This is a genomic window from Halobacillus litoralis (assembly GCF_020171725.1).
Classification (GTDB): Bacteria; Bacillota; Bacilli; order Bacillales; family Halobacillaceae; genus Halobacillus; species Halobacillus litoralis_F.
The window spans coordinates 41,403-56,923 of the sequence record NZ_JAIVAJ010000007.1; the positions used below are offsets into that span (position 1 = coordinate 41,403).

Here is a 15,521-nt window from a genome sequence, read left to right on the forward strand (position 1 = left end):
TAACGTAGGAGGTTATGTGAGTGGACGTCAATGTCAGAAGCGGTGATTCGTTGTGGTATTATTCTCAGTTATTTAATGTTCCCCTGACGTTTATCATCGATTCGAACCCTGGAGTGGACCCTTCCGCACTGGCCATTGGTCAGACCGTTAGAATCCCGGGGTATAGAAGTGAACCATACACTATTGAAGCAGGCGATACATTTTGGAAAATAGCAAGCAGCCGGAGAATCTCCATGGATTCTCTTGCTCTCTTGAATCAGAATGTCAATCCACAGAACATGCCGATCGGACTTCTCATTCAAGTACCGAGCCGCGTGACGAGCCGGATTGTCAACGGAAATCAGAGTTATGATTCTACCGTTCTCAATAGTGATTTGAATGGACTGCTTGCTCTTTACCCTTTTGTAAGGTCTGAGTCCATCGGGCAAAGTGTCATGGGGAAGGATTTAATTGAACTGCAGATTGGTAAGGGCCCGAAAGTGGTGCACTGGAATGGCTCGTTCCATGCAAACGAGTGGATTACAACAGCGGTCATCATGCAGTTTTTGAACGATTACCTGCTGGCGTTGACAAACGGGGAGACGATTCGTGGCCTGGATGTTGGTCCATTCTACGAAGAGGTCACGCTGTCGATTGTGCCGATGGTGGACCCCGATGGTGTCGACCTCGTCTTAGATGGACCTCCACAAGGTCCGTTCGGGGAGCAGGCTCTTCAAATCAATAATGGAAATATGGCCTTCTCAGGATGGAAAGCGAATATCCGGGGAGTGGATTTGAACAACCAGTATCCTGCCAACTGGGAAATCGAAGCGGAAAGAAAACCGAAAGAGCCCTCCCCCCGTGACTTCCCAGGCTATCAGCCGCTCACCGAACCGGAAGCCATCGCCATGGCAGAGCTGGCACAGGAAAGACAGTTCGAGAAAATGCTCGCGTTCCACACACAGGGTGAAGTGATCTATTGGGGGTATGAAGGGCTGGAGCCTCCTCAGTCCCTCGTGATCGTCAATGAATTCGAACGGGTGAGCGGATACCAGCCGATCCGTAATGTGTACAGCTTCGCTGGATATAAAGACTGGTTCATCCTAGTGTACCGGAAACCCGGTTTCACAGTCGAACTCGGCCGTGGCGTGAACCCACTCCCGCTCAGTCAGTTCGATGAGATTTATCAGGAGACAATCGGAATCTTTTTAGCAAGTCTATATATGTAAAGAAAACGGCCCCTAATCAGGCCGTTTTCTTATAGAAACTTTTCGTCCATGTGACCATTATGCTTTTTAATCTTTTCGATGGCACGATCGAACTGCTCGTCTTTCAAGTAAAAGTGCAGCACGTGCGTCAAATGCTTCTTCCCTGTCTCATCTGATGACGGATGAACGATGTCATCATAACTGAAAGCTCCTGCTGCTCCCGTATTCGACGAGCCGGCTACCGGAATAATAGGCAGTGTATCCACGCTCTCCGGAATCGGTTCTACGATTTCCTTCTCAATTCCAAGCTCCTGCAAGTCCGCCTTTGCGCTTTCTGCATCGTTTTCCGTCTGAAAAAATGCTTCGATATGCTTCGTCATGTAAACGTCCTCCTCTATTTATACATACTTCTTATAATAACCTCTCCCCCGCCATTTCAAACGTTTTCATCCACCCAGAGGCAAATGCCGAATGCGACACCAAAAGTATGGAGAATGGTTCTGTTACTAGTTAGTGGACAGCGGGGTGGAAAATAGCTCGCTTTCCGCGGCGGCCCAACAGGACGTTGGGTCGTTCGACGTTGCCACACGATGTGGCGGTTTTAGTTCGAACATCCTTGTTCCTTTGGGTTCGATCTCGCCATTGTCCGTTTAATCCCGCAGGAGTCTCCCCATTTTCCACCCCACTATACCTAAGTAGTGGGAACAGAACCGAGCGGGGATGCGGAAAGCCGAACGTTATTCTGTGCCATAATCGCCTTTTTCGGACGGTAGCATAAGAGGTTCTGCCCCCTCCTCATAAAGGTGTTGGTAAACAAGGAGACGCTTATGGGAGCGGAGTACAGATGAGACCCCACAGCGACCGAAAGGGAGTGATGTGACTCGGGGCGTAGCCCATGGAAAGAGAGTTGTTTCGCCAACACCACTTCGCCTAAGAAGTTCTCGACAATATGTAAAAAGCACTCGTTCATTTAAACGAGTGCTTTTTTCGCTAATTGAAGCTGTTGTTTCACCTGTTCAAATCCAGTGCCCCCTTCACTCTGACGGGCGGCCACGACTTGATCTGGTGCAAGCTTCTTATAGATATCTTTCTCAAACAGTGGAGAGAACTTCTGATACTCTTCCATAGAAAGGTCGAGCAGGTACTTATTCTGATTGATGGCATACAAAACAATCTGGCCGATGATCTCATGGGCCTGACGGAACGGTAACCCTTTAAGAGCCAGGTAATCCGCAATGTCTGTCGCATTCGAATAGTCTTCGTTGACGGCCTGACGTGTGTTGTGCGCCTTCACTTCCATCGTCTCAATCATCGGAGCGAGAAGCGATAATGCGCCGTCCAGCGTCTCCGCTGTATCGAACATGCCTTCCTTATCCTCCTGCATATCCTTGTTGTAAGCGAGAGGAAGACCTTTCAAGAGCGTCAACAGTCCCATAAGGTTCCCGTAAATTCTTCCTGTCTTTCCACGCAACAGTTCTGGAACATCCGGGTTCTTCTTCTGCGGCATGATGCTCGACCCTGTACAGAACGCATCATCTAACTCTACGAAGTCAAACTCCTGACTGCTCCATAGAATCAACTCTTCTGACAAACGGGAAATGTGCGTAATCAAAATAGAAGAAATCGATAAAAATTCTAAAATAAAGTCCCGATCACTGACGGCATCCAATGAATTCGGATACGGTCGGTCGAACCCAAGGGCATCCGACGTCATTTGACGATCGATTGGATAAGGGGTGCCGGCAAGAGCTGCAGCACCGAGCGGCGACCAGTTGATCCGCTTCAAACTGTCTTGAAGACGCTCCTTATCCCGTTCGAACATCCAGAAGTAGGCAAGCAGGTGATGGGCAAAAGAAATCGGCTGGGCCCGCTGCAAGTGCGTGTAGCCCGGGATAATCGTTTCAACGTGCTGATCTGCCTGTGCGAGAAGAGCTTGTTGCACATTCTCCAACTGCTGGATGAATTCCTGTGTCTTCTCTTTCAAGTACAAGTGCATATCGGTTGCAACCTGATCGTTACGGCTACGCCCTGTATGCAGCTTCCCTCCGACAGGTCCGATTTCTTCAATTAACATCCGTTCGATATTCATATGAATATCTTCATCGGCTACGTTGAATTCGGCTTCGCCTGCTGCAATTTTCTTCTCGATGGTGTGCAGGCCGTTCGAGATCGTTGTTACCTCTTCTGAGGAAAGGATGCCGCACTCACCCAGCATGCTGACGTGAGCGAGGCTTCCTTTAATGTCATGAACGGCGAGCTTCTGGTCGAACCCGATCGATGACGTATATTCTTCTACTAATTTGTTGGTCGGTTTTGTGAACCGACCGCCCCAAAGCTTAGTCATGAACCGTCACCTGTGGCTTTTTCTTATGAACATCCGCGTGTACTTTCGTCGGAAGTCCCCAAAGCTTGATAAAGCCGACAGCTGCATTATGGTCGAATGCATCTCCTTTGGAATATGTGGACAATTCTTCATTGTACAGGCTTAGTGGTGATTTCTTGCCGATGACATTGTGGTGACCTTTGAACAGCTTCACCTTCACCGTACCTGTAACCACCTTTTGAGTCGTATCAACAAATGCTGATAGCGCAGACTGAAGTGGAGAATACCATAGACCATCATAGATGATCTTGGATAGCTGTTGATCGACATTCGTTTTATATTGAGAAACCTCTCTCGTCAACGTCAGGAATTCCAATTCTTTGTGCGCATTGATCAGAATCATGGCAGCCGGGTTCTCATACACTTCTCTTGATTTGATTCCGACAAGGCGGTTCTCAGTATGGTCGATTCTTCCGACACCATGCTTTCCACCCAGTTCATTCAAGTACTCAATGAGCGGTACGAGATCCATCTTCTTACCGTTCAGTGCAACAGGCTTTCCTTCTTCAAAATCAATCTCGATCGTTTCCGGCGTGTCCGGTGTCTCTTCGATTGGATTCGTCCAGGCAAAGGCCGCTTCCGGTGCTTCCTGCCAAGGATCCTCAAGAACTCCTGCCTCGCAGGCACGTCCCCAAATGTTTGCATCGATGGAGAAAGGGTTCTCTTTATTGACTGGAACCGGGATGCCTTTTTCTTCTGCATAGATGAGCTGTTCATCACGGTTCATGCCCCACTCACGTACAGGAGCAATGACTTCAAGTTCCGGATTCAGCGCTTGAATGGATACTTCAAACCGAACCTGATCGTTTCCTTTACCTGTACAGCCGTGAGCCACAGCGACGGCTCCCTCCTGTTCCGCTACTTCAACAAGCAACTTGGAAATCAGAGGTCTCGATAAAGCTGAGGATAAAGGATACTTCCCTTCATATAGAGCATTCGCTTTCAGAGCAGGCATTAAATATTCCTCCGCCAAAAGCTCTTTCGCATTCACCATGATCGCTTTGATGGCACCGACGTCCAACGCCTTCTGACGAATCTTCTCAAGATCTTTCCCTTCTCCGACATCAAGACCTAATGCAATGACGTCGTATCCGTATTTCTCCTGAATCCATTTAACTGAAATCGATGTATCTAATCCACCTGAATATGCTAGTACAACCTTTGGCTTTGTCATGTTAACTGCCTCCTTTTTATAGGTACAAAAAAATCCGTCTCTTCCCTAGGGTAGGGAGAGACGGATTCGTCATTTGAATAATCCGCGGTGCCACTCTCATTGTCTATGAATGTATAGACCAACTTGATACTGATAACGGGTGTACCCGGTTCCGGCTACTTATGTTCACCGAACTTCTCGGAAGTGCGTTTCAGATGTCGTGACCACCAGGCTTCCACCAACCCCCGGTTCGCTGTTCGATTCATCGTCATCTTACTTTCTTCGTCTTTGAAAATGTATATTTATTATCTGTTGTTTATAATTATACATGCGTAACACAAGATGTCAACGGATAAATGTAAAAAAGTCATTCTCCAAAAACAAACCAGAGGAAAGAGCGCCCCTCCTCCGGTATAGATCACATCATGTACAAGAACCATGTTCCAATGAGCCCTGCGGACACCACGTAGAACAACATCGGAACCATCGTGATTCGGATGATCTCTCCTTCTCTTCCAACAAGGTTTACAACAGAAGCAGCTGCGACAACATTAAGAATACATACCATGTTGCCAGCATTAGATCCGAGTACTTGTAGAGAGATGACAGATTGTCCTGATAAACCAATTTGGTCCGCTGCACTAAATTGGAACAGGGAAAACATCATGTTACTGAACGTGGCGCTGCCAGAAATGAAAGATCCAAGCGCACCAATAACAGGCGCGACAAGCGGCCATGCTCCTCCAACGGCTTCTGACACCAGAACCGCAAGCTCCATGGGCATACTTAAAAGGTCAGCTTCGTTCACACCAGAATTGATGAAGATCCGCACCATAGGTACAGCAGCCCCTAAAGCGACGACGCTTCCCAGCATAGAAGAGGCAGAAGTCGTAATCGTCCTTTTCACTTCCTTACGATTCATTCTGTGATAGAGGATGGTTAGAATCATAGCCACGAAGAATAAACTACCAGGAAGATAGAGTGGTTCAAAAGAAGTCGAAATCCCTGTTCCTAAAATATCATCCCACTGTACTTTCACACTTTGCAGCCATTGCTTGAAGGGAAGGATCTCTAAGCGTGTGATAACCAGCATAAGAGCGACAAGAATGTATGGAACCCAAGCTTTATGCAACGGCATGCGCTCCACCATAGCGACCACTTCCCCCGTCCCCTCCTCTTCCTCTATTTTAGGAAAGTCCCAAGCTTGATCAGGTAAAAGAAACCCCTTCCTAGCAGCTGGTACGACAATCGCTAATCCAACAAGTCCGCCTATGATGGAAGGAAACTCCGGACCGAATAAAGTAGCGACCAGAAATGCCGGAACAGTAAAACTCAGTCCTGCAAACAAAGCAAACCTCCACACTTCGAGTCCTTCCTTAATCGAGCGATTCTCTCCGAACAACTTCGTCAACATGATGACGAGGATAAGCGGAATCCATGTCCCGATGAACAAATCCATCATGACGGCAGATTGAGCAACTCCCTGTATATACTCCGTCATCGCTTGGCCTTGCAATCCCTGTTGAACAGGCGCTGCAATGTCTGCCCCTTGTCTTAACCCCTGATCGACCCCTACAATCAGCGGTGTTCCGACTGCACCGAATGATACAGAGCTGCTATCGGCGATCAGCGCCAAAGATACTGCAGCAAGAGCTGGGAAGCCCAGCGTTACTAAGAGCGGGGCCGCAATGGCAGCTGGAGTACCAAAACCTGCCGCTCCTTCTATGAAGGAACCGAACAGCCAGGCAATGATGATCACCTGCACCCGTCGATCAGAAGAAATATGAGAAAACCCGAACCGGATTGTCTCAAGTGCTCCACTGTGCTTCAACGTATTCAATAGAAGAATGGCTCCAAATACAATCCATAGAATTGAAACTGCAATCATGAGACCTTCTATAGAGGCAGCAACTACTCGAATCAAAGGAACCTTCCACACCATTACCGAAAGAACCCCCACAACAATGAGACTAATAGGCATTGCTTTAACAGCGGGCAAGCGTAACATCACCAACAAGATCAATACAGCAAGAACACGCATCAGCGCCGTCATTGTCTGCAAAAAGTCCATGCCATCACCCCTCTAATCTATACTTTCATTATAATGGAAAAACGAGGCGTTGAATCACTTATTTGTGAACATTTTCACAAACTTTTCGTGATCTCCACTCTTCTTCCCCTTCCTATTCCTTTTCCTTTCATGACGTGTTACACTATTCAAGTATGAAATTAAATAAAAGTCCGTTTTTCGAAGCGGGAGAGGTTCTAGCTACACCCTCTATAAAAAACTAAGGATGGAACTATACCTTGCCTTAGGTATGGTTTTTTTATGTTTTTGGGTGAGTAGAATTCTCTTTTTCTAGTATGGAAGGAGAATTTTTTTATGAAAAAAAACGAGAAAGCTGTCGTTGTATTCAGCGGCGGCCAAGATAGTACGACCTGCCTGTTCTGGGCACTTGAGAAGTTCAATCATGTAGAAGTCGTCACATTCGATTATGATCAGCGCCACAAAGCAGAAATCGAAGTGGCCAAAGAAATCGCAGAAGAACAGAAGGTGAAGCACCACGTTCTGGATATGGCCTTGTTGAATCAGCTGGCGCCGAATGCGTTAACGCGTGATGACATCGAAGTGAAAGACGGTGAAGACGGAGAACTCCCTTCTACATTCGTACCAGGACGCAACCTGTTATTCTTATCCTTCGCAACGATTCTGGCACGTGGAATCGGAGCCAAGCACGTCATTACTGGCGTATGTGAGACGGACTTCAGCGGCTATCCGGACTGCCGTGACGTGTTCATCAAATCACTGAACGTCACATTGAATCTTTCGATGGATGACGAATTTGTTGTGCATACACCACTCATGTGGCTCGACAAAGCGGAAACGTGGGAAATGGCCGATGAATTAGGGGCCTTTGATTACGTTCGCAACAAGACGCTGACGTGCTATAACGGAGTTCGCGGTGATGGCTGCGGAGAATGTCCGGCCTGCGAGCTGCGACAAAACGGTTTAAATGACTACTTGGATAAGAAAGAGAGGAATGCGTAATGTTCGGCTTTACAATCGTAGAGAACCTGCAGAAAATCGATGAAGACATCAAACGGGAAGAACTGACGTATCACCAGAAACGCGTGATGGTCAGCAAGGAGTTCACCTTTGATGCCGCCCACCACCTTCACTGTTATGAAGGAAAGTGTAAAAACCTCCACGGGCATACGTATAAAGCCATCTTTGGCATCAGTGGGTTTGTCGATGAGATCGGCATCGTAATGGATTTCGGTGATATCAAAACAATATGGAAAGAGCAAATCGAGGTTCACTTGGACCACCGTTATTTGAACGATACGCTGCCAAACATGAACACAACGGCTGAAAATATGGTCGTGTGGATTTTCGAAAAAATGGAGGAAGCGCTGCAGGGGCACCCTCAAGGGTGTCGTGTGGAGTTTGTGAAGCTGTATGAGACGCCGACAAGCTTTGCAGAAGCGAGACGGGAGTGGATGACGAATGAATAAATTCCCGGTACTTGAAATCTTCGGTCCGACGATTCAAGGGGAAGGAATGGTCGTCGGTCGGAAGACGATGTTCGTCCGTACAGCCGGCTGTGATTACAGCTGCGCCTGGTGCGACTCGGCCTTCACTTGGGACGGCTCTGCTAAAGAAGACATTGAACGGTTAACAGCTGGTGATATCGTGGACCGCCTCCTGCAAACCGGTGGAGAACAGTTCGACCACGTCACCATTTCAGGCGGAAACCCAGCCCTGCTTAAAAATCTGCATGAGCTGATTGAACCGCTCCACGAACGTGGAATCGAAGTTGCCCTGGAAACCCAGGGGAGCCGTTGGCAGGATTGGTTTACGAAGATTGATGATTTGACGATCTCTCCGAAGCCACCAAGCTCTAAAATGAAAACGAACTGGCTTGTCCTTGATGAAATCATCGCAAGCTTAAAAGATCATGGCCGTCAAAGCCATACAAGCTTAAAGGTTGTCATTTTTGACGAAACAGACCTCCAATACGCTGAAGAAGTACATGAACGATACCCGGATGTCCCTTTCTTCCTGCAAGTCGGAAATGATGACCTTGAAGAAAATCAGCCGGCCAACTTAGCCAGTCACTTACTGGATCAGTATGAATGGCTCATAGATCAAGTTGTTGCCTCGAAGAAACTGAACCGCGTGCGTGTCCTCCCACAAGTACATGCGCTCGTTTGGGGTAATAAACGAGGTGTATAGATCCACACGAAAAGGTGCCTGCATTCAGGCACCTCTTTTTTTAGCATCATAATGACCTTTGACCACAACAGCGGCATGAACCGCGCCAGGCACATAAAACAGCAGCGTCAGCAACAAATTGAGCAGGGCCGTGAATGGCCTACCCGTAAACAGCACCGCGAGCGGCGGGAGAAAAATAACGAGAATGTATAACATGATGATGGTCCCTCCTTCATCATGAGAATTCCCCCATCGCCCTTGTCCGAAACCACAAGACGATTAGGCACTCTTACTTTGTTTGAGCTTTTCACGCTTCTGCTTCTCATCACGCTTCGTCAAAATCGAAACAATCAGGGCGATGACAAACAACCCGGCAAAGTAAATCAAACTGTTTTCATAGCTTCCCGTCGTATCCTGCATCCATGCAGAGAACAGCGGTCCGACAAGTCCGGCTGCCGCCCACGCTGTTAAAATGTATCCGTGGATCGCGCCCAGTTCCTTTGTTCCGAACAAGTCCCCGATAAAGGCAGGGATGGTGGCAAAACCGCCTCCATAACAGGTGTAAATCACAGCCAGCGCCGCGACAAAAATCCAGGCCAGCGACGTAAAAGGTAAGACGATAAATAAGGCGATCTGAATGACAAAGAAGGTGACATACGTATTCCCACGTCCCAGATAGTCAGATGCACTCGCCCAGCCGATTCGACCGGCTCCGTTGAAAATCCCCATCACACCGACCAGTGTCGCCGCGGCTGCAGCCGACATTCCGATACTGCCTTGAGCAAGAGGTTTAGCCGCTGAGATCACGGCAATTCCACACGTTACGTTGATGAACAGCATAATCCACAAGTAATAGAACCGCTTCGTTTTCAACGATTCCTTGGCCGTCAGATTCGCCAGGTCCTGAGAATCGCTGTCTTCTGCCTCATCCTCTTGATAGCCATCAGGCTTCCATCCTTCTGGTGGACGGGAAATATAGAGAGATGACAAAATCATAATGACGAAATAACTGATGCCGAGCGTGTAAAACGTAGCCGCTATGCCGGCATTACTAATTAAGTAATCCATGATCGGACTTGCAATCGCAGCTGCAAAGCCGAATCCCATAATCGCCATTCCTGTAGCAAGCCCGCGTCGATCCGGAAACCATTTTACCAGCGTGGATACAGGCGCAATGTAACCGACCCCTAAACCGATTCCGCCAAGAACGCCATAAAAGACATACAACAGCCACAAAGAACCTACGTTCACGGCAATTCCTGAACCTGCGACGCCGATTCCGAAAAAGACAGCGGCTGTAATCCCCGCGACCCTCGGCCCGTATTTCTCAACAAACCAGCCCAAGAACGCAGCCGACAATCCCAGAAACAAAATAGCAAGGCTGAACGTGAGCTGAACCTGGCTTGAAGACCAGCCGAACTCTTCACTCAATGGAGTAGTAAAGTTACTCCATGCATAAACAGAGCCGATTGAGATGTGAATCCCTACTGCCGACAATGCAATCAACCATCGATTTTTGACCTTTTCTTTAGCCATTCTTTTCCCACCTTTCCCATTATAAGTAACCTTTCTTCTATTTCCTTAATTTTCATCCTATAAACGATAAACCGATTTATAGACTCTTTAACCGCATAAAAAACGCTCTCTAAAGATTCAGAGAGCGTTTTAAAGCTTTGTTATTTGTTCTTTACTTTAACGACAACGGTTGTCAGTGGGGCAAGGGTTACTTTATCCTTCTTCAACATCACCCCAGTTGGGTGCTTGATTTTTTTCGTACCTGCTTTGTCACGATCGACAAGTACTTTCCCTTTGGATAAGGATTCAGATAGAGTAAGCGTTCGTTCCTGATTGTCGGCATTGATGAATACATAGTAGGAATTCTTGCCGTCTGTTGTGACATTTTTATATCCAATCAACAGATCTTCCTCATCGATTTCCGGAGCATCGATGAGCGTGACATTCTCGTTGACCAGCTCTTCTGAACCTAGAGAAAAAGCATCGGTTGACCGTTTCAGCTCAATAAGACCTTTCGTGTATTCCATCGTTTCTTTCTGAATCCCTTCATTCGTCACTTTATCCCAGTCGAATTGGTTAATGATGTCTGAAGAATCGTAGGAGTCGTGGATAAAGTATGGATGTTCAAATGGTTCGCCATTTTCATCGACCATGTACGTTGACTTGGCCTCGGGCTCCCCTTCTTCTTTCCACTGCTTTGTCCGTCCGTATTCCTGTCCTGCATGGAGGAAGGAAACGCCCTGACTCAATAGAATCATAGAATTACCGATTCGAATTCTGCGCTGAATCTCTTCTTCATGATGCGCAGGGTCTTTCTGGATGGAGTGAGCGATGACGTCGTGAAGCGTCAGATTATCATGGGCTGCAATATACTGGACGATATCACCGGGATTATTCTCTGAAACGTTGCCGGGCTGAGCTTTGATGTTCTGGAAGATGGTCTCAATGTTACGAGCGCCTCCTGTAATGAAACGCGGCTCCCCTTCACTTCCGAATCCAGATTTCAGTTCATTACGCATCTCATCAGAGAAAACGGCTGCACTGTCCGTGTCTCCCATCCAGTCCTGATCAGCGGGGGTCACTTCACTTTCTGAACTTCCATCCCCGTCAAACGTCCGCCACCCTTCTCCAAGCATCAAAATATCAGGGTTCAGCTTTTTCGCTTCATTATAAGCCAGTTGGACGCTCTCCGCATCAAGGTCTCCCATCAGGTCAAACCGGAAGCCGTCCACTTTGAATTCGTCCACCCAATATTTAATCGAATCGACCATTAATTTACGGGACATCTCATGCGTCGTTCCTACTTTTCCACCGCCATAACCGGTTTTCGTCTGGCCTTCTTCATCCATGAAGTGATAATAATCCGGCACAAGGTCCTCCAGTATGCTGACTTTAGCGGTGTGGTTATAGACGACATCAAGGATGACACCCATTTTACGTTTATGAATTTCTTTTACGAGCTGCTTGAATTCAGCAATACGAGCTTCCGGATCTTGCGGACGCTCTGAATACATCCCCGATAAGGCGAAATAACTGTGGGGGTCGTATCCCCAGTTATAGTTGTTGCCAGATGAGGAAAACTCGAGTTCAAGTTCCTTGTCCAACTCGTTTCCGAAGTAATATTTCATCACAGGCAGTAACTGAACATGCGTCACACCAAGCTCTTTAAGATAATCGAGCTTTTCCCCAAAAGCGTCGAACGTTCCAACTTGTGCTTCTGTTTCGAGATCAGGATCAGAGGTGATATCGCGTACGTGCGCTTCCCAAATCACCGCATCTTCTCTCTTTTCATAGCCTTTGATTTTCGCAAAATCAAGCTTCGGTCCAATTGAGGAAGGGTCTACGATCGCCGCTTTCCCAACGGTATCGGCGTCATCATCCCTTGATGCTGCCATCGACTTGGCATAAGGATCGAGTGCGAGCTTCGTCTCTCCCGCATTCGTAATCTCATATTGATAATAGTAACCTTTCAAGTCCTGAAGCCCCGTATTGTCCTCATTAAGCACAACGCTCCAAACCCCGGCCTCTTTGGTCATCGGGATGTTCTCTTTTACCACATGGTATTGATCGTCTTTGTCATAAAGCACGACCGATACACTTTCCGCTGTCGGGGACCATACCTTCAGGGACGCAGAGCCGTTTTGATGAAGAGAAGCACCGAGGTCATCCCCATCATAGGAAAACTGCTCGTCCAGTAACGACCAGTCGACTTGAACCTCCTCTTTCTCTCCCTTATACGTGATCGTATAAGACTTCGTAATGTCCAACGATTCGCCGAGAAGAAGTTCCACTTTCTGGCCATCCCTATTGATCCCCTCAAGTGGAATCGCTGCACCAGACTCATCTTCTAACGTAAAGTCCGCAGCAGAAGCTTGTTCAACTCGGCTTAGATAGGCATCAATCTTCGTTAAGGTCTGCATTTCAGCAAAAGTAACTTCTACTCCAATTTCAGGCTGTTCAAGAAAAACGTCCTCTTCTCCTTGGACAATCCAAAATTCATTGGCTCCCGAATCAGGAAAACTGCGATCGTTCGGTGTATCCTTCATATCGCCTTTATGCACGATGAAATTCAGTCCATGCTCAATGTCGACGACGGGTACATCTACGTACGCTCCCCACGGACTCGTTTCATCAAATAAGACAGGTGCCCCCCAGTCTACGCTGAAATCGATTGCCGGATGATCTCCGTTCGCGTTCCAAAGATGCAGTCCCCACCCGTCATACTCTCCATCTAAACGCTTGTAATGAATACGCACATGATCCTCAGGAATTGGTTGTTCAACAGACGTTTCAGCATGCACGACAGCCTGTCCCTCCAGTGATATCGATGTCGCTGGTGAAACGGACGCGAGCATCACCACACTACTCATAATCGCCACAAGTTTCTTCCTCCTCATATGTACCACTCTCCTTCTTTTATTTCCTTTTTCATGAATAGAGAAACCTTGTGCAAACGCTTCCACAATATCCAACTACAACTTTAGCATAAAAGTGTGGAAATTATGCGTTTAATTTTCTGATTTTTCAATAATTGGTATATTGAACTAATTCCAATAGACTAAAAAAAACTTCCTGCATTTCGCAAGAAGTTTTCAAGAGTTCACTTATAGAAAGCTTTCCATCTCGTTTTGTACTTTTTCTTGTACTTCACGTCGTCTTCTTTCTCAATCAAATCTAAAGCAAGTTCCTTGATTTGCTCATCATCTGTGCGGTCGTACAGTGTACGTAAGCTGTCTATGATATCATAACGAATCAAGGTTGAGTGCTTCTCTTCCGAAGCTTCGATAAACCGGGTTTTCAAATAGCGAATGACCATGTCTTTCTGCTCTGGACCACCTAAGGCAATCCTCCAGATAGATTGTAGACTGTGTCTTGCCGTCACGAATTTCTTATCCTTCGTGACTTCCCACACTTTCGGAAAGTCATGCAGCATCCGTTTGTCAGGATCACTTTGAGACAATCGACATAACAACTGGGCCGCTCTCGACCGATCATGATTGTCCCCTTCTGATAAGTCATGAACGAGCTGATCCCAAACGTCATAGGCCCAATCCACTTCCCCATCAGTTATCTCTAACAATTTCATAAAAGCACCGTATTGAATATTTCTGTCTGGATCACTTAGATTTTCAAAGGAAGTATGAACCGCTTGTTCCATTAAAAAGCCCCCTCCTTATTGATGCGTGATTTGAATAAGGTTGCCGCACGTATCATCGAATACAGCTAACGTGACGCCGCCCATTTCCGCAGGCTTCATCGTGAACTGCACCCCTTTTTCAGTTAATCGTTCGTATTCTTCATAGACGTTCTCGACTCCGAACATCGTGGCAGGGATGCCTTCAGAAAAAATCTTCTGTTGAAATTCTTTAGAGGCAGGGTGATCGTTCGGCTCTAAAAGCAGTTCCGTACCTCCTTCTTCCTCCGGCGAAGCGACTGTAATCCACCTGTGATGGCCGAGCGGGACATCCTGCTTCTTTACAAAGCCTAATGTTTCGGAATAAAAATTAAGCGCATGATCCTGATCTTCCACAAAAATACTGGTCACAATGATTTTCATACGAGTGGACCTCCTTGCTTGATGTGCTACTCCCTCCACCTAGCCATAATGTCCTCAAGGGGTGTAGGATTAAAGACGAGCTTCCTGTACTTCCCCTCCTTTTCAGACACGACCAGCTCTGCGGCTTCAAGGAGAGCGAGGTGTTTCGAAATGGCCTGTCTGGAAATGGTCAGATTATGCTTGCTTGTCAGCCTCACCGTCAATTCATACAGTGTTATTTCTTTGCGTTCGAACAGCTCATCCAACATGATTCTTCGATTCGGATCCGCAAGGGCTTTGAATACATCCTGATTTTCGTTTTTCATACTCTCATCATATGCAACCATATAGTTGCGTGTCAAGTGGACTTCGCTTTCTAGTTTGATCGAATGATAGCGCATTTATAAAAAAGCACACAAAAAAAACGACACCTCAGTGCCGTTTTCTTGTGTATAGTGGAGCATAGCGGGCTCGAACCGCTGACCTCTACACTGCCAGTGTAGCGCTCTCCCAGCTGAGCTAATGCCCCGTATTTTGTTATTGTCATTACAGTGTCTATGACCATATTTAAAAGCGGTTGACCACTTCACAATAAATTATCACACAACTAAGTGTAATGTAGTCACCCATTTAAGTCAATAAACAATCTGGAAAATATACACTTAGTGAAACGCTCTTTATGAGCACTATAGTCTATTTCAAACTCACCTTTCTTTAAATCATGGGTTTAATCACCTCTCATTAAGTATCTATATTTATCAAGCTCAAATTGTGGGTTACTAGTGTAATGCAAATTCTCTTTTGTTATTTCTTGCAAGGGTTGGTTCTCCCAGTATTTACACTGAACCAAATACTTCCCCTTAAATACAGGTGATGGTGGCGTTGCTATAATGTCAACTCCACCATCACCTGACTTATCAGTTAATTCAGCCTCAACCCCCATCTCTCCTAATAAAACCTCTATGAGTTCCTCAAACATTTATCCATCCATCGTTACCCTCCTATAAAAATGCCACGTATATAAATCAATA

General features: G+C 46.7%; 15 protein-coding genes, 1 tRNA gene and 1 other annotated feature. Of the genes, 4 read left to right on the forward strand and 12 right to left on the reverse strand.

Annotated elements, in window-relative coordinates; translation table 11 throughout:
- Window positions 1-20: 20 nt before the first annotated feature.
- The gene (locus LCM20_RS14635) at window positions 21-1,208 is read left to right on the forward strand and encodes a M14 family metallopeptidase (RefSeq protein WP_225196230.1); all 1,188 of its coding nucleotides are present in this window, start codon (window positions 21-23) and stop codon (window positions 1,206-1,208) included.
- A gap of 29 nt (window positions 1,209-1,237) precedes the next feature.
- On the opposite strand, the gene LCM20_RS14640 is transcribed toward LCM20_RS14635, so the two are convergent.
- The 4 genes from LCM20_RS14640 to LCM20_RS14655 form a co-directional block, all read right to left on the reverse strand.
- Window positions 1,238-1,567 carry a hypothetical protein gene (locus tag LCM20_RS14640; protein ID WP_225196231.1) on the reverse strand — a complete coding sequence of 110 codons (330 nt, stop codon included), beginning with the start codon at window positions 1,565-1,567 and terminating at the stop codon, window positions 1,238-1,240.
- Window positions 1,568-2,157: 590 nt separating this feature from the next.
- Window positions 2,158-3,531, reverse strand: a complete 1,374-nt coding sequence (gene argH, locus LCM20_RS14645; protein WP_225196232.1) for an argininosuccinate lyase — start codon at window positions 3,529-3,531, stop codon at window positions 2,158-2,160.
- Complete coding sequence (locus tag LCM20_RS14650; RefSeq protein WP_225196233.1) at window positions 3,524-4,744, reverse strand: argininosuccinate synthase; 1,221 nt, start codon at window positions 4,742-4,744, stop codon at window positions 3,524-3,526. Before LCM20_RS14650 ends, argH begins: the two co-directional genes overlap by 8 nt.
- Window positions 4,745-4,797: 53 nt before the next feature.
- Window positions 4,798-5,021, reverse strand: a binding site (T-box leader).
- A gap of 120 nt (window positions 5,022-5,141) precedes the next feature.
- Window positions 5,142-6,794 carry an L-lactate permease gene (locus LCM20_RS14655; protein ID WP_225196234.1) on the reverse strand — a complete coding sequence of 551 codons (1,653 nt, stop codon included), beginning with the start codon at window positions 6,792-6,794 and terminating at the stop codon, window positions 5,142-5,144.
- Between the two features lie 312 nt (window positions 6,795-7,106).
- On the opposite strand from LCM20_RS14655, the gene queC reads away from it, so the two are divergent.
- Genes queC through queE form a run of 3 tightly spaced genes read left to right on the forward strand, consistent with a single transcriptional unit; the run spans window position 7,107 to window position 8,960 of the window.
- The gene (gene queC / locus LCM20_RS14660; protein ID WP_225196235.1) at window positions 7,107-7,772 is read left to right on the forward strand and encodes a 7-cyano-7-deazaguanine synthase QueC; all 666 of its coding nucleotides are present in this window, start codon (window positions 7,107-7,109) and stop codon (window positions 7,770-7,772) included.
- The gene (queD, locus tag LCM20_RS14665; RefSeq protein ID WP_225196236.1) at window positions 7,772-8,239 is read left to right on the forward strand and encodes a 6-carboxytetrahydropterin synthase QueD; all 468 of its coding nucleotides are present in this window, start codon (window positions 7,772-7,774) and stop codon (window positions 8,237-8,239) included. Before queC ends, queD begins: the two co-directional genes overlap by 1 nt.
- Window positions 8,232-8,960 carry a 7-carboxy-7-deazaguanine synthase QueE gene (gene queE / locus LCM20_RS14670; RefSeq protein WP_225196237.1) on the forward strand — a complete coding sequence of 243 codons (729 nt, stop codon included), beginning with the start codon at window positions 8,232-8,234 and terminating at the stop codon, window positions 8,958-8,960. The genes queD and queE overlap by 8 nt, the downstream gene beginning before the upstream one ends.
- Window positions 8,961-8,984: 24 nt before the next feature.
- On the opposite strand, the gene LCM20_RS14675 is transcribed toward queE, so the two are convergent.
- From LCM20_RS14675 to LCM20_RS14710, 8 genes are all read right to left on the reverse strand, one after another.
- Window positions 8,985-9,155, reverse strand: a complete 171-nt coding sequence (locus tag LCM20_RS14675) for a YqaE/Pmp3 family membrane protein (protein ID WP_225196238.1) — start codon at window positions 9,153-9,155, stop codon at window positions 8,985-8,987.
- Between the two features lie 63 nt (window positions 9,156-9,218).
- A complete protein-coding gene (locus LCM20_RS14680) occupies window positions 9,219-10,475 on the reverse strand; it encodes an OFA family MFS transporter (RefSeq protein WP_225196239.1) in 1,257 nt (418 codons plus the stop codon).
- 140 nt (window positions 10,476-10,615) lie between these two features.
- Window positions 10,616-13,324 (reverse strand): pullulanase, encoded by a 2,709-nt coding sequence (locus LCM20_RS14685; RefSeq protein ID WP_225196491.1) that lies wholly within the window; start codon window positions 13,322-13,324, stop codon window positions 10,616-10,618.
- A gap of 230 nt (window positions 13,325-13,554) precedes the next feature.
- The gene (locus LCM20_RS14690) at window positions 13,555-14,112 is read right to left on the reverse strand and encodes a hypothetical protein (RefSeq protein ID WP_225196240.1); all 558 of its coding nucleotides are present in this window, start codon (window positions 14,110-14,112) and stop codon (window positions 13,555-13,557) included.
- A gap of 15 nt (window positions 14,113-14,127) precedes the next feature.
- Window positions 14,128-14,511 carry a VOC family protein gene (locus tag LCM20_RS14695; protein ID WP_225196241.1) on the reverse strand — a complete coding sequence of 128 codons (384 nt, stop codon included), beginning with the start codon at window positions 14,509-14,511 and terminating at the stop codon, window positions 14,128-14,130.
- Between the two features lie 26 nt (window positions 14,512-14,537).
- On the reverse strand, window positions 14,538-14,816 hold the full coding sequence (locus tag LCM20_RS14700) for an ArsR/SmtB family transcription factor (RefSeq protein ID WP_225196492.1): 279 nt from the start codon (window positions 14,814-14,816) through the stop codon (window positions 14,538-14,540).
- 130 nt (window positions 14,817-14,946) lie between these two features.
- A tRNA-Ala gene (locus tag LCM20_RS14705) sits at window positions 14,947-15,019 on the reverse strand.
- 198 nt (window positions 15,020-15,217) lie between these two features.
- Complete coding sequence (locus tag LCM20_RS14710; RefSeq protein ID WP_225196242.1) at window positions 15,218-15,469, reverse strand: restriction endonuclease; 252 nt, start codon at window positions 15,467-15,469, stop codon at window positions 15,218-15,220.
- Window positions 15,470-15,521: the final 52 nt, after the last annotated feature.

What these genes read in the sequence shown, in the direction of transcription:
- LCM20_RS14640 (WP_225196231.1), bottom strand. Translation starts at nt 1,567, where the DNA reads ATGACGAAGCATATCGAAGCATTTTTTCAGACGGAAAACGATGCAGAA.
- argH (WP_225196232.1), bottom strand. Translation starts at nt 3,531, where the DNA reads ATGACTAAGCTTTGGGGCGGTCGGTTCACAAAACCGACCAACAAATTA.
- LCM20_RS14650 (WP_225196233.1), bottom strand. Translation starts at nt 4,744, where the DNA reads ATGACAAAGCCAAAGGTTGTACTAGCATATTCAGGTGGATTAGATACA.
- LCM20_RS14655 (WP_225196234.1), bottom strand. Translation starts at nt 6,794, where the DNA reads ATGGACTTTTTGCAGACAATGACGGCGCTGATGCGTGTTCTTGCTGTA.
- queC (WP_225196235.1), top strand. Translation starts at nt 7,107, where the DNA reads ATGAAAAAAAACGAGAAAGCTGTCGTTGTATTCAGCGGCGGCCAAGAT.
- queD (WP_225196236.1), top strand. Translation starts at nt 7,772, where the DNA reads ATGTTCGGCTTTACAATCGTAGAGAACCTGCAGAAAATCGATGAAGAC.
- queE (WP_225196237.1), top strand. Translation starts at nt 8,232, where the DNA reads ATGAATAAATTCCCGGTACTTGAAATCTTCGGTCCGACGATTCAAGGG.
- LCM20_RS14675 (WP_225196238.1), bottom strand. Translation starts at nt 9,155, where the DNA reads ATGTTATACATTCTCGTTATTTTTCTCCCGCCGCTCGCGGTGCTGTTT.
- LCM20_RS14680 (WP_225196239.1), bottom strand. Translation starts at nt 10,475, where the DNA reads ATGGCTAAAGAAAAGGTCAAAAATCGATGGTTGATTGCATTGTCGGCA.
- LCM20_RS14685 (WP_225196491.1), bottom strand. Translation starts at nt 13,324, where the DNA reads ATGAGTAGTGTGGTGATGCTCGCGTCCGTTTCACCAGCGACATCGATA.
- LCM20_RS14690 (WP_225196240.1), bottom strand. Translation starts at nt 14,112, where the DNA reads ATGGAACAAGCGGTTCATACTTCCTTTGAAAATCTAAGTGATCCAGAC.
- LCM20_RS14695 (WP_225196241.1), bottom strand. Translation starts at nt 14,511, where the DNA reads ATGAAAATCATTGTGACCAGTATTTTTGTGGAAGATCAGGATCATGCG.
- LCM20_RS14700 (WP_225196492.1), bottom strand. Translation starts at nt 14,816, where the DNA reads ATGAAAAACGAAAATCAGGATGTATTCAAAGCCCTTGCGGATCCGAAT.
- LCM20_RS14710 (WP_225196242.1), bottom strand. Translation starts at nt 15,469, where the DNA reads ATGTTTGAGGAACTCATAGAGGTTTTATTAGGAGAGATGGGGGTTGAG.